7 protein-coding genes and 3 CRISPR repeat arrays are annotated in these 13,991 nt (G+C 54.6%); of the genes, 2 read left to right on the forward strand and 5 right to left on the reverse strand.

The window, feature by feature from the left end:
• Nucleotides 1-938 precede the first annotated feature (938 nt).
• From cas4a to cas1, 4 genes are read right to left on the reverse strand one after another with little or no spacing between them, the layout of a single operon-like run.
• The gene (cas4a, locus tag CVV65_RS13510) at nucleotides 939-2,081 is read right to left on the reverse strand and encodes a type I-A CRISPR-associated protein Cas4/Csa1 (RefSeq protein WP_100668575.1); all 1,143 of its coding nucleotides are present in this window, start codon (nucleotides 2,079-2,081) and stop codon (nucleotides 939-941) included.
• A 5-nt stretch (nucleotides 2,082-2,086) separates the two neighbouring features.
• On the reverse strand, nucleotides 2,087-2,743 hold the full coding sequence (cas4, locus tag CVV65_RS13515) for a CRISPR-associated protein Cas4 (protein ID WP_157935529.1): 657 nt from the start codon (nucleotides 2,741-2,743) through the stop codon (nucleotides 2,087-2,089).
• Nucleotides 2,730-3,035, reverse strand: a complete 306-nt coding sequence (gene cas2, locus CVV65_RS13520) for a CRISPR-associated endonuclease Cas2 (protein WP_100668577.1) — start codon at nucleotides 3,033-3,035, stop codon at nucleotides 2,730-2,732. Before cas2 ends, cas4 begins: the two co-directional genes overlap by 14 nt.
• A 41-nt stretch (nucleotides 3,036-3,076) precedes the next feature.
• Nucleotides 3,077-4,084: a CRISPR-associated endonuclease Cas1 gene (cas1, locus tag CVV65_RS13525; RefSeq protein ID WP_100668578.1), complete on the reverse strand. Its 1,008-nt coding sequence runs from the start codon at nucleotides 4,082-4,084 to the stop codon at nucleotides 3,077-3,079.
• A 283-nt stretch (nucleotides 4,085-4,367) separates the two neighbouring features.
• Here cas1 and CVV65_RS13530 point away from each other — a divergent pair, with 283 nt between their 5' ends.
• Nucleotides 4,368-5,663, forward strand: a complete 1,296-nt coding sequence (locus tag CVV65_RS13530; protein ID WP_157935530.1) for a TM1812 family CRISPR-associated protein — start codon at nucleotides 4,368-4,370, stop codon at nucleotides 5,661-5,663.
• 171 nt (nucleotides 5,664-5,834) lie between these two features.
• Nucleotides 5,835-7,647: a CRISPR direct-repeat array (repeat unit 30 nt; unit sequence GTTTCCATTCCTCATAGGCACGCTACGAAC).
• A gap of 231 nt (nucleotides 7,648-7,878) precedes the next feature.
• Here CVV65_RS13530 and CVV65_RS13535 read toward each other — a convergent pair.
• A protein-coding gene (locus CVV65_RS13535; protein WP_100668580.1) for an IS3 family transposase occupies nucleotides 7,879-8,992 on the reverse strand; the annotation gives its coding sequence in 2 pieces (ribosomal slippage) (nucleotides 7,879-8,721 and nucleotides 8,723-8,992; 1,113 coding nt in all).
• 50 nt (nucleotides 8,993-9,042) lie between these two features.
• Nucleotides 9,043-11,871: a CRISPR direct-repeat array (repeat unit 30 nt; unit sequence GTTTCCATTCCTCATAGGCACGCTACGAAC).
• Between the two features lie 136 nt (nucleotides 11,872-12,007).
• Here CVV65_RS13535 and CVV65_RS13540 point away from each other — a divergent pair.
• Nucleotides 12,008-13,309 carry an IS256 family transposase gene (locus CVV65_RS13540; protein WP_232796624.1) on the forward strand — a complete coding sequence of 434 codons (1,302 nt, stop codon included), beginning with the start codon at nucleotides 12,008-12,010 and terminating at the stop codon, nucleotides 13,307-13,309.
• A 56-nt stretch (nucleotides 13,310-13,365) separates the two neighbouring features.
• Nucleotides 13,366-13,735: a CRISPR direct-repeat array (repeat unit 30 nt; unit sequence GTTTCCATTCCTCATAGGCACGCTACGAAC).
• Nucleotides 13,736-13,991 lie beyond the last annotated feature (256 nt).

Here is a 13,991-nt window from a genome sequence, read left to right on the forward strand (position 1 = left end):
ACATCTTTGTCCCCTAAAGAGAATCAAAAACGCCTCACGTTTCAATCCCCAACCACGGGTCTTGGTCGATGCAACGGAACAACAATGGGGACACCGCGGTGCTGTACGATGGCCAGTTTCAATCCCCAACCACGGGTCTTGGTCGATGCAACGCGCACTGTCCGGCCTGGCATCGCAAGCCTATCAAGTTTCAATCCCCAACCACGGGTCTTGGTCGATGCAACTAAATATCTCCGGCTCTGCTTCAGAGGCCGAATTACGTTTCAATCCCCAACCACGGGTCTTGGTCGATGCAACATCGGGATGACGCGCAATCGGTAGTCTGGAGGCGGCGTTTCAATCCCCAACCACGGGTCTTGGTCGATGCAACACGGAGACCCGCTGGGCCGCCAACGCCGGACGGCTGGTTTCAATCCCCAACCACGGGTCTTGGTCGATGCAACAAAAGGCGGGCCGAAACATGAGGGACAGTCCATCGAGTTTCAATCCCCAACCACGGGTCTTGGTCGATGCAACGAGAGCATGAGCCACACACCGGGCCCATGGAAAGTGTGTTTCAATCCCCAACCACGGGTCTTGGTCGATGCAACCGTTGTCGAAAGCGCGGAAAAATCGGCGTGGTTGCACGCTTTGCGGGTCGAGCGGATGTGCCGGATTTTCGAGGATCGACAGTCTGCTCAAAAACCCCGCCGATCCTCGAAACCGGTCGACACCGAGTGGTGGTGGACGCCGCAGGATTCGCGAATGTCAAGGTTCTGGCGTCAGGATACCACAGATCTGCGGACCTGCCAACGTCCTTTCGGGTCGCCGCATCTCAATGTTTCGCCACCCCGCCGGAAAGTCATCAGAAAGGTCGCAGCAAACAACCGGCCGGAAAGTGATCAAGTCCCTGAACCTGCGCGGCCTCAACTGAACACCAACTGGTAACGAGTTGGACCTCAGGCCGTCTCGGCAGGAGAATCCACTGACGAAGGGGCCTTGTCCTTTTTCTTCGCTCCCGCTTTCCCGTCGCGACCCTCGCGCCTGAGGTCGGTAGCTGAGACTTCGGAAGACTCTATCTCGTCGACAGTTTTTGGTTTATTGACGGTGGATTGCGAAACCACGGCGGCGTCCGGCGGATGCAAACAGCCGCTCTGTGTCGCAGCGCCGTGACAGACGTTAATAAATCCGCACGAAACCGGACATTCTTGGGGTTGTCCAGGATCCCGCCGGTACATCAAGTTATACATCCGCTCATCGCGTGCTTCGACAAACATCTGCCGCAGAGCATCGTCGATCAAATAGAATTCTCTTTCAATCCCAATCCTCTGGTCGTCCATCGAAACATAGACGACACATCCCAGATTCACCGGCACCTCCAAGGCCGCTTCCATGGCCAGTGCATAACCCGCCCCTGCCAACTTGTCCTCTGGCCGCGGCACCCCGAACTTAACGTTCACCACCATGGGTTCCGCCCAGGTACCCACATCCACCCTTAAATGTCGACTCAACCCGAGGTACGAACCGTCGATCCGCTGCCCGGTCACGACAGGGAGTGCCCTTGCCACCATGGCATCTGCGGACAGGTGCGGATGGCAAGAAACCGTCTCCGGCAATCGGACAAATATGCGCTCCGCTTCAAAATCCCACAGACGTCGACCGGTTGTTGCGGCTTTGTCCCGCACGCCGATGGGCAACCGGCGGACCCATGACTCCCACTCGTCGCCGGCGGCCGTCATTTCGGCCATGATCCGTCCCCAGTCGGTGTCATACGTGTACACGCCGCGTTTCGCGCGATACACCACCTGGTGAACCACCTCATGATAAAAACCGGCCAACACCGCCTGCTCCGAAACTTCCGGTTCGACCTGCAGAATGCGGCGAACATATACATCCCTCCCGGTTGGGCACCCCTTTCCGGCAGCCTCCCCCATCCGGAGTCGCCACACCCGGTCCGCCCCCTCAAACGGAGGCTCAAGAGGCGGGCGGTACCAATTCCACCCACGCAAATCCTCCACGACATCGGCCGCTCTCGATTCTGGAAGCCAATGGTACAGCAACTTCTTTCGGTCATCCTCGGTGAGAAAATACACGCCTTCCATCCTCCTCAAGAGAGATCGTTACAATAGCCCCGAAATTCGCAATGAACACACCGTTTTCGACTCCATGGCGGCAAGAACATCTCTGCAGCCACAATTTGATGCAGACGCGACAAGATGCGGCCGACATACTGTCGCGCCCCTGCGGTGAACGTGACCACCTGAATCCGTTTGGTATCCGCATTGTATAACCAGCCTTCACGTACCGGCGCCCCATAACTTTCTTCCACCAATAACCCGTACGCAACCAACTGATACGCCGCGTTCTTACCAAACGTTTGCCGATCAGACACTTTGATCTCCACGGGAATCCACTCTCGAACATCACGCCCGGCCTTAACACCCGTCGACGGCCGGCTCGCATTTTCCCCGGGTATGGTGGAACCGTGGTGAAGTTCAATCAACAAATCCAGTTTTCCCGTAAGCCTCAGCCGTTCGCTCTGAAGATACACCTCAAAATGTTTCCGACCGTTGCCACCCCCAAACTTCCGAAAGCCCCTTCGCCGCTCCAAAAGCTCTTCTTGAACGTGCCGTTGCTTGCCGACCTGCATCGAATACGACAGGTGGAACGGCACCCTCATCACATGGCGAAAATACGGAATTCGGGGGCAGTAGGCATACTGTTTGATGTCACCAACGGTGAACCAGGCGTCACATGTCCTCATCGCGATACCCCCATCCCCGGGAGAGGCGTACATCCGGTCGGCCCACCTGTCCGACGACGATTTCCTGAACGAGACGCACATCCCGATCACAAAGAGAATACACCTCGATTTTGCCGTCCTTGTCTCCAAGAGTCCAACGCAGGCGCAGGACCAGTTCACTTCGCCGCGTCGACGACAGCACACCCCGAAAAGCGCTGTACTGGGTTCGCACAAGTCCATAATCTTTGCACACTTCACTGATGCGATGACGGATCCGGTCGTCCTCCACATCATAAATCACCAGCACATGCATTCCACTTCCCCCTCTGCGATGTGGCTCACTCCGACTGCCGATCACCAGCTCCAGACAAACGGTTCGTAGGGCCGTTCCCCTCGGACGAAGGTTGCCACATGGCGGGCCTGCTCCTGCATAATTGTGCCCAGCGAAAATTTCTTGCCCGCATACCGATCCTTGCTCGCCAATCTTTCCATGATCTCACCCGCCAAACGACGCCGGTCCTCCAACGTAAACGTCCCGTCCTCCTGCACATCCGGTCGATAACCTTTATTCACCATGCTGAATACCGTCCGATCGACAACGGGAACGCGGAATTCTTCCATAAAATCGAGCACCAATGACGGTCGCCCCGACCGATCGGCATGCAAATATCCCGCATGAAGATCCAGCCCCGCCAGCAACAGACAACGAGCCGCATGGGATTGCAGAATGCCGTACCCGTAGTTCAAAAGCCGGTTTAGAGGGTCTTCTGCTTCTTGGTGCCGGCGTCCCGGGAACATCAAATCCTCCGGAAGCACCTCTTTGACCCCGTCCCAATACACTTTGGCCCCGGACGCTTCCACGGCCATGATGGCACTGCGGACCTCGTCAATGTTCTCTCCAGGAACTTCAACGACCCGGGCGGCATAGTCATCCACTTCTGCCGCCCGGGCTCGCAGTCTTTCATAGAGAGATTGCTCACGTTGCCGGTGTTTGGCCCAGTATTTCAGTAAGTTCGCTTGTTGGCGTAATTTCCCATATACGAAGGCGCGACTCAGACTGACCGCCCGATCGTCCCGGTACGCCTCCAACTGGGCCCTTCGGGTTTGGACCGCACCCTGCAGTTGCGGACTCATGATTTTAGCGTACGGCACTCCCCGCCCATCGATAAAATCAATCGGAGCCCCGCGCTCCATACATGCCCGAATCGCATCGGCAGACAAGGTCACCCCTTGCCCCACGACCAACACTGCCTCTACGTCGAATAGAGGGATTTCCCGGGTCGACGCTTTGCCACTGCGGATCACCAATCGCTCACTGGTCTTTCCGATGAACGCCCCAAAATCCTCAACAATGACGTGCATGATGGGCCCTCCCCCCTTCGCAAACTGCAACAACGACAGCAGTCCCCCATGCGTTATATCCAGAATCTGAATCTTTTATACCAAACAACCGCTGACATATATCTGTCAGCAAATCTCCGTTCGATTCCAAAAAAGAAAAAAGACAGATTCGCCGCTCACCACAACCAATCCTAGATCAACATCGCTTGTTTGACCTGAATGGTCTTGAAGAAGGACTTAGACACTACGCCGTCGAAATTTTAAAATGGGCTGGGATGTAGACCAAGGAGAAAGGGGACCGACGATGGCCGTCAAATTCCTATCGTTTCTTGGAACGGGTGACTATAAAGAGTGTCGCTACGAACTGGGTACCCGCCGCTCTTCCCTGACACGGTTTGTCCAACACGCCATCCTCGAACTGTTGGAGGAAACCCGGCCAACCGAAGCGTACATCTTCTTGACTCCGGAAGCTGAAGAGTTCAACTGGATCGCGACTCCAAAGCGTGGCTATCCAGGTCTTTCCTTCGCACTCTCTGATCTTCGACGCACAAAGCCCCTGGAAATTCACACGGTTCCCATCCCGTCCCAACAGGACGATGATGCCATTTGGACGTCGTTTCACGCTGTGCTCTCCGTCTTACAACCTGGTGACCGAGTCGTCTTCGACATCACTCATTCGATGCGTTATCAGCCGATGCTCGCCCTGCTTGTTCTTCACTTTGCCCGGGTACTGCGAGAGGTGCAATTGGGAGGCGTCTATTACGGTTATATCGAAAAATTGGGGCCTTCGAAACAAATTGATGATATACCCGTGGAAAAGCGCATTGCTCCGGTGGTCGATGTGACGGCACTGGCCGATCTTCAAGAATGGATCACCCGGACCTACGCTTTTGTAGCCGCCGGGCGGGCCGAGCCCCTGCGGCAATGGGTCAAAGAGGCCCGGACCCGGGCTCCTTCCTCTTGGCAATGGGCCGAAGAACTCACCGACTCCTGGAGCTCCGTAACCGCGGCGTTGTACACGAACCGGGCACTTACCATTCCCGACACGGCCAGGCGAGCAGCAAAACACTTGGCTGAAGCCCCCAAAGAAATGCCGCCCGCCATGGGTCCGCTGCGGGCCTTGTTCGAGCACGCGAATCGAAGCATCGCTCCCTTGGGCAGCCAAGATCCGGTGGAATCGGGATTGGCGGCGATTCTTTGGTGTATAGACCATGGATTGATCCAGCAGGCCTATACCCAAACCCGGGAACTGATCATCACCGCCGTTGGACTGGCATTTGGCTTGCCGGTGCAGGGTAAAGAAGAACGGGATCGCATCGAAGAATTGGTCACCGTCGCGCAAAAGTTCGCAGCGAACCCCCGCAATCGAAAACCGCTGGAGAACATGACGTATCCCCGAGACCGGGATTTGGTATTTACGTTGTCACGCCACACGGGTCTCCTCAATGATTTCGATGAAGTGCGCAAATTGCGCAACGACCTCAGCCACTGCGGCGATACCCATTCTCCGGCGTATTTTGAGACGTGGCTCCGGGAGCACATGCCGGTCGTCAAGGAGCATTTGTTGCGATTTTGGAACACCAGGCAATCGCGGAGATAGGCACGAGTCGTTAACGGATGCGGCGAACGAGATCCTTTTTCCTCCGCTCCCACACAGATTAGTAGGAGCGTACCAGTCTATCTGGTGGGGGTCAATTTTCACTGACGATCTGGGGTCCATTTTCAGTGTATATCAACACTCAGCGCACATAGGCATAGATCCATCCGGAAAGTTTCCATTCCTCATAGGCACGCTACGAACCGTGGACGGGTACATCATCTCGCCGGTCCCTCGATGGTTTCCATTCCTCATAGGCACGCTACGAACGTCCTGAATTTTCTCGCCAAACCGTTTCATGAGCATGTCGTTTCCATTCCTCATAGGCACGCTACGAACTATTGGTGCGATTGTGTGACGTCGCCAGAGAGGCTTCGTGTTTCCATTCCTCATAGGCACGCTACGAACTCGTTCCGAGCAGTGATTCATGGCCCATGCAAGTTCAGAGTTTCCATTCCTCATAGGCACGCTACGAACCGAAAAATGGAAAAAGGTAGGTGGATGACATGAAATGGGTTTCCATTCCTCATAGGCACGCTACGAACGGTCTATCGGTTGGCGAAAAAGATTCAAAAATTGAAGTTTCCATTCCTCATAGGCACGCTACGAACTGTGGTGGTGGGCGTTAGATTTCGCGCAAGACGGAGATTGTTTCCATTCCTCATAGGCACGCTACGAACGGCAAAGGCCGAGCTCTCAACGGCGACCGGGCTAATCGAGTTTCCATTCCTCATAGGCACGCTACGAACCCGGTCGTACTCCAGGCCGGGATGATCCCGAACAGCCTGTTTCCATTCCTCATAGGCACGCTACGAACCGGGGGCTTGCGTTTTCGACGTTGGCTTTCCCGGCTATGTTTCCATTCCTCATAGGAACGCTACGAACTTCCAGTTTCGGCTGATGTCCACATGTCCGCAGAAGGGAGTTTCCATTCCTCATAGGCACGCTACGAACCCGGAGTTGGCGATATTCGCGGATACCGGGTGGGAACCGTTTCCATTCCTCATAGGCACGCTACGAACTGACCAATAGGAAGACTGTTCCGCCTGATGAGAAACTCCGTTTCCATTCCTCATAGGCACGCTACGAACTAGCTCACGGAGAGTCTTCGCCTTGTAAGTGGGATGTCGGTTTCCATTCCTCATAGGCACGCTACGAACGCGACTCGGTTTCGGGGATTTCCGGACGGCGGGTGGCGGGGTTTCCATTCCTCATAGGCACGCTACGAACGCCTGACGGCCTCTTTCATCGCCTCGACAACCCACTGGTTTCCATTCCTCATAGGCACGCTACGAACCCGAGGCGTTTCGCGATTTGTCCGCGTGTCATACCGTGGGTTTCCATTCCTCATAGGCACGCTACGAACGCGACGCAATCTTGCCAACGGGAGGCCAGCCGATCTCGTTGTTTCCATTCCTCATAGGCACGCTACGAACCAGACCCAAACGATGATGCAGGGGCTGTCGCAAATGTTTGTTTCCATTCCTCATAGGCACGCTACGAACCGCCCTTTTCATTGTCGACGCCGTGATCAATTACCGCGTTTCCATTCCTCATAGGCACGCTACGAACCATATTGTCCACTACGATATGAAGCGTAGTGGACAATAGGTTTCCATTCCTCATAGGCACGCTACGAACCCTTCCACGCCCCTGACGATCTGGGAGAGGGCGATGAGTTTCCATTCCTCATAGGCACGCTACGAACCCGATGGATGCGCCGATCTGCCGGTACGTCATGGTGCGGGTTTCCATTCCTCATAGGCACGCTACGAACGGCCTGGGCGGATCCACGGCATCGGCGACATTTCGCCCGAGTTTCCATTCCTCATAGGCACGCTACGAACCCTCATCCCTCCCTATTAGCTCGCAACGATCGGATCGAGGTTTCCATTCCTCATAGGCACGCTACGAACTGTCAATCGTCCGTCATCTTTCCGGGCCCTACCTTCGGGTGTTTCCATTCCTCATAGGCACGCTACGAACGCGGGGATAATGCGCTTTACGAGGGAGGCACTCCTGGTTTCCTGAGGTGGACCCCATTATCAAGACATTTTTTTGGCCCTTTTTAAAGTGTGTCGGGATTCCTGAATTTGGATATGGACGCCGGGCCTGTTTTCCATTTCTGGATCATCCCTCGATCATTCTGGTGGAGGGGCACCCCCTAGTCTTTCGTGCCCACTCCTGCAGGAGGCCCCCCTCGGTGGAGGGGCCCCCTCTAGAGCCCGTGCACAGAGGCCGGCGTCACGTATCCCAGGGACTGGTGCGGACGCCTGTGGTTGTAGAACTCCAGGTATCTGGCGATCCCTTCCCGAGCCTGTTTCGGCGTTTGGTAGTCGTGAAGATACACCTCTTCCTGCTTGAGACTCCGCCACAGGCGCTCGGTGAAGATATTGTCGAGGGCTCGACCCCGACCGTCCATGCTGATCTGAATCCCATGATTTAGCAGCACGTCCGTGTACTTCGGGCTGGTAAAGTGACTTCCCTGGTCGCTATTCATGATCTCTGGCGTCCACTGCTCAAGGGCCTGATCCAAGGCCTTCAGAACGAAGTCCATGTGCAAGGTTTGATCCAGCTCATAGCTGACCACATAACGGGAGTACCAGTCCAGGATCGCCACCAGATACATCCAGCCATGCGCCATGCGGATATACGTGATGTCGATGCCCCAGACCTGATTCGGACGCTCGATCTTCAGGCCGCGCAACAGGTAGGGATACACCCGGTGTGCCTGGGCGCGCCGGCTCAAATTGGGACCCGGAGTGATGCCGGCAATCCCCATCTCCCGCATATGACGCTGGACGGCCTTTCGATTGACGGTCCAATGTTCGCTGCGTAAAATGGCTGTGATGCGTCGGGAACCGTAGAACGGATGCTCCGTGTAGATTTGGTCAATCCGGTGTTTGAGCCTCACCTCCTCCTCGGATGGTCCGACCGGCTTGTAGTACAGGCTGGAACGGTTCAAGCCCAGAAGCTTGGCCTGAACGGAGAGCGGGAGTTCACGTTCTTGGAAGTCGATGAGAGCCAGCCTGTCCTCTCGACTGAGCGAGGCGAGATTTTTTTTCCAACCAAGACAATTGTGTGCTCAGGCGACCGACCTCCGCATACAATTCTTGGATCTTGTCTTCATATTCTGAACGAATTTTGGCCAGCTGTTTATTCTCAGGTTCAAACGCTCGTGGCCAGTTTTCCAAGGCGAGATCCCGCCACTGGCGGAGTTGATTGACGTGAACACCGTACTCGGATGCCAACTGAGATAACGTCTTTTCCTCTTTGAGAATTTCCAGGACAACTTTGGTTTTGAAGTCAGTATCATACTTTTTTCTCGGCATGGGCCTACTTTAAAATCTCCCTTCTTGTTGTCCAGTTTCTTGGGTCCATTATATCCATTCCTCATAGGCACGCTACGAACCATCAACATCCTCTCGCAGGACACGATATTCGTACCACGGTTTCCATTCCTCATAGGCACGCTACGAACATATACACTTTTATGTTGTTTTTTAAGCTCATGACAGGTTTCCATTCCTCATAGGCACGCTACGAACCCGGCGCTGATGAGGCAGGCCGAAAACGAGGAGGAGGTTTCCATTCCTCATAGGCACGCTACGAACGGAGAATTTTTTCCCTCTCTTCGGATCAAAGCTATACGTTTCCATTCCTCATAGGCACGCTACGAACACGGGGGACTGCGGGCGATGGTGGAAAGTGTGGCCGGGGTTTCCATTCCTCATAGGCACGCTACGAACGCATGAGGCGGAAGTATCCATACCTCGATGTTGCGCGTTGTTTCCATTCCTCATAGGCACGCTACGAACCGGGCCGCGTTTGTGGCGCGTCCACGGGTCACCAGAGTTTCCATTCCTCATAGGCACGCTACGAACCCAAAGCGAACCGGCTCCGGCGGCGGTGAGTGCGGCTCCGGTTTCCATTCCTCATAGGCACGCTACGAACCGTAGCTGTTCCAGCCGTTGTATTTCTCACTCATGTTAGTTTCCATTCCTCATAGGCACGCTACGAACGCGCAAACCGCTATCCGTAGCCCAACTCGAAAAGGTACTCGGGTTTCCATTCCTCATAGGCACGCTACGAACATACAACATAAGCAATCGTTCTGTTTTCGTCAGATGTTGCGTTTCCATTCCTCATAGGCACGCTACGAACGACGTAGAACTGTCTGATCGTTTCCGGTTTCCGGTTCTCCCATGTTTCCATTCCTCATAGGCACGCTACGAACAACACAAATTAATAAAGTATTTTAACAATATGATGCAAGGTTTCCATTCCTCATAGGCACGCTACGAACAGGACAACATGTGCACGTTGGCCGAGCCGCCGAGAGTGTTTCCATTCCTCATAGGCACGCTACGAACCCACAACGGCCGGAGAGAGCATCGCGGCGGGTGCGGTCGGGTTTCCATTCCTCATAGGCACGCTACGAACCGGTGGACACGACACAGACCCAGGTGCAGGCTCAACCGACTTAGTTTCCATTCCTCATAGGCACGCTACGAACAAAATTCCTCTTTTGGCACATATCGGATCCTATCGGTTTCCATTCCTCATAGGCACGCTACGAACTCATAGTTCCATGCGGGATACAGTGGATCGATCAGAAGTTTCCATTCCTCATAGGCACGCTACGAACCCGCCGTGCCTTTTCGGGGTCCCGGCAACGGTATGAAGTTTCCATTCCTCATAGGCACGCTACGAACGGCGGGCTTCCGTCCGCCGACTTCCCGTAGTATTCGGAGTTTCCATTCCTCATAGGCACGCTACGAACTACGGGCCGTGCTACTACGGGTTGCATTCGGGTGAAGTTTCCATTCCTCATAGGCACGCTACGAACTTCGGATGCTCTTTATTGCCGTGCGTGGTGGGCGGAGTTTCCATTCCTCATAGGCACGCTACGAACATTCGGATTTCGATCAGTTTCCCGTAAAGTGCATTCATGTTTCCATTCCTCATAGGCACGCTACGAACGTTTTCGACACAGAGCCCAGGAGTTCCGCTGTCGCCAAAGTTTCCATTCCTCATAGGCACGCTACGAACTAGCTCACGGAGAGTCTTCGCCTTGTAAGTGGGATGTCGGTTTCCATTCCTCATAGGCACGCTACGAACTCGGAATTGATCTGCTCTGGGTGAAAGAAGGATGGGAGGTTTCCATTCCTCATAGGCACGCTACGAACCATGCTGGCCAGTTTCGTTAGCAAAACGTTCATACCGTGTTTCCATTCCTCATAGGCACGCTACGAACGGATAATAAAATCTCGTTTGAAAGGAGGACTATCGGAAGGGTTTCCATTCCTCATAGGCACGCTACGAACCCATTTTCTTTGTACTCAATGCCAAATGGATGTCTGTGTTTCCATTCCTCATAGGCACGCTACGAACAATGGTTCATCATTTTCCTGCTCTTTTTCGGGGCCGGTTTCCATTCCTCATAGGCACGCTACGAACACGCGACTACTATCATCATTCTGGTATTGCTGATCTGTTTCCATTCCTCATAGGCACGCTACGAACCGGGTTTGTGAATACTGGAAATACCTACCTGAAGGTACTGTTTCCATTCCTCATAGGCACGCTACGAACTTCGTGCTGGAAACCAATTGCGCCGTGAGGGGATGGTGTTTCCATTCCTCATAGGCACGCTACGAACTCTACACCACTCTAGAGGAGGCGGAGGCGGACATCCCGAGGTTTCCATTCCTCATAGGCACGCTACGAACTCCTCCAGCACTTATGCTGAAGAAGATTGCGATTGTATTGTTTCCATTCCTCATAGGCACGCTACGAACCATCCGGCACCGTCGCTAGGGTGTCGGAAGAGAAAAAGGTTTCCATTCCTCATAGGCACGCTACGAACTTCGTGATATAGGTTTTCGATTGCCCTCGTGCCAGCCGGGGTTTCCATTCCTCATAGGCACGCTACGAACCCGCCAGACACTTCGACAATCCATTTTCCGTTTACCTGGGTTTCCATTCCTCATAGGCACGCTACGAACCATTCCTCGGGATCTGCGGCGGACGGTGAAACGGTCTGTTTCCATTCCTCATAGGCACGCTACGAACCCGGAATCCAAGGCATGACCACTCACCCACTCCCCGAGTTTCCATTCCTCATAGGCACGCTACGAACTCAGTGAGAGAGTGCCGGAAAAGAAGAGCGAGCCCACACGTTTCCATTCCTCATAGGCACGCTACGAACTTGAGTCCGGCCATGTACCCCCGCCCATCCATCATTTGGGCGTTGTCCCAGGTTTCGTGGAAATTTGAAGGTGGCGGTCTCCTGAACCCGTTTGGTATAACGGGATTGGGCACAACAAGAAAGGAGAACGCCACCTATGAAATCAAGGGTACATCAAATTGTGAGAAATGACCAGAGCCTGTTTTCGACACTAGATCCTTTTCAGCAGTTCACCCTCCAACTGTCGCTACTGGACGTGATGGAGAGCGCGAAAGAGGGACTCATGGCCTTGGCGGTTCAAACCGGGCTTCGAGTGATTCAACTCATGATGCGAGAGGAAGTCGAAGCTTTGGTGGGCCCCAAAGGGAAACACAATCCAAAGCGCAAGGCTGTGCGACACGGAAAGGAAAAGGGCTCCGTGATGCTTGGGGGCCGGAAGGTGGCTGTGGAAAAAGTTCGGGTACGCAGCGTCGACGGTCATGAAATCCCGCTGGAGACCTACCAGGCTTTTCAGGATCCAACGCTGCTGACCCAGGCCGCGTTGGAGCGGATGATTCATGGCTTGTCGACCCGAAACTATGCGTTTGGTCTTGAGCCGGTCGGAAACGAGGTGGAAACCTCCGGCACGAGCAAGAGCGCCGTTAGCCGGCGTTTCATTGCCGCCACGAAGAAGCTGCTCGAAAAACTCATGCAGCGGCGCCTGGACGACCGCCGGTACGTGGCGCTAGTTATTGACGGGATCGTCATGGCGGACCACACCGTAGTGGCGGCATTAGGGATTGACGTAGGGGGACAGAAGCAGATCCTGGGCATCTGGGAGGGAGCGACAGAGAATGCGACAGTGTGTAAAGGACTGCTGACCGATCTTGTGGACCGGGGACTGAAAACCGATGATGGGATCCTGGTCGTCATCGACGGGAGTAAGGCTTTGCGTGCCGCAGTACGGGACGTGTTTGGAGAGACGGCATTGGTTCAGCGGTGTCAGGTGCACAAGGAGCGCAATGTCCTGGAGCATCTGCCGGAGAAACAGCGAGATTGGGTCAAGAGGCAATTGCGGGAGGCCTGGCGCCAGGAAACCGAAAAAGAGGCACTGGCGGCCCTGCGGCGCTTGGCGGCACAACTTGAGAAGTCGCATCCAGGAGCAGCAGCCAGTTTGCGCGAGGGGATGGAAGAGACCGTGACCGTGATCCGGCTGGGAGTTCCGGAACTGCTTCGGGGAACTCTGCGCTCGACGAATGCGATCGAATCAGCCAATGAGAAGGTGCGGATGGTGAGTCGGAACGTCAAGCGCTGGCAGAATGGGGAACAGGTGCTGCGCTGGGCGGCTGCAGGATTTTTGGAGGCGGAGAAAAAGTTCAGGACCGTCAAGGGATTTCGCCAAATCCCTCTGCTTCTTGATGCATTACACAAATGTGTACATCCGCAACCACAGCAGGAAAACAAATCCATCACCGCGTAAATTGAAGAAAAAGGCCGTCACGAAAATCCACGACGACCGGGACAACCTCATCATTTGTTTCCATTCCTCATAGGCACGCTACGAACATGTCGTCGAGCAAATCTTCGGCACGTTCGTCGTGGTTTCCATTCCTCATAGGCACGCTACGAACGAACCTCGGAAGTTGAGTGTACCGACATGCGATAGTGAGCGTTTCCATTCCTCATAGGCACGCTACGAACTTGTTTTGCCGATTTTCCACCTCCCGACGAACCTGGCTGTTTCCATTCCTCATAGGCACGCTACGAACCACCACGCAAGATGTAATCTCCGAGGAAAACTGCGGGTCTCGTTTCCATTCCTCATAGGCACGCTACGAACGCCGGCGTTCCAGTCATCCTGATCCCGGGGTCCTGAGTTTCCATTCCTCATAGGCACGCTACGAACCCGCTTGTCCTCGTCGTACACGGCGCCGTTGCACAGGGGGCTAGCGTAAAGGGGAGGCGATCAGAGTCACCCACCAAAATATGGATTGGCACAATTCTTGCATGTGTCCACCCATCCCCACAGCTTCCACCTTCTCCCATCTCACCCCATCCCACCACCTTCCACCCATTTCCATGCCACCCCATCCATGCCCTCCCATCTCACCCTATCCAAAAAATAGCCATATAATTTTCACACAATTAACCCCATAGGCCCA

It is taken from the genome of Kyrpidia spormannii, from assembly GCF_002804065.1.
Lineage (GTDB): Bacteria > Bacillota > Bacilli > Kyrpidiales > Kyrpidiaceae > Kyrpidia > Kyrpidia spormannii.

Bases quoted from the DNA above. Each gene is read 5' to 3' on its own strand.
- cas4a (WP_100668575.1), bottom strand. From the start codon at position 2,081: ATGGAAGGCGTGTATTTTCTCACCGAGGATGACCGAAAGAAGTTGCTG.
- CVV65_RS13540 (WP_232796624.1), top strand. From the start codon at position 12,008: ATGAAATCAAGGGTACATCAAATTGTGAGAAATGACCAGAGCCTGTTT.
- cas4 (WP_157935529.1), bottom strand. From the start codon at position 2,743: ATGAGGACATGTGACGCCTGGTTCACCGTTGGTGACATCAAACAGTAT.
- cas2 (WP_100668577.1), bottom strand. From the start codon at position 3,035: ATGCATGTGCTGGTGATTTATGATGTGGAGGACGACCGGATCCGTCAT.
- cas1 (WP_100668578.1), bottom strand. From the start codon at position 4,084: ATGCACGTCATTGTTGAGGATTTTGGGGCGTTCATCGGAAAGACCAGT.
- CVV65_RS13530 (WP_157935530.1), top strand. From the start codon at position 4,368: ATGGCCGTCAAATTCCTATCGTTTCTTGGAACGGGTGACTATAAAGAG.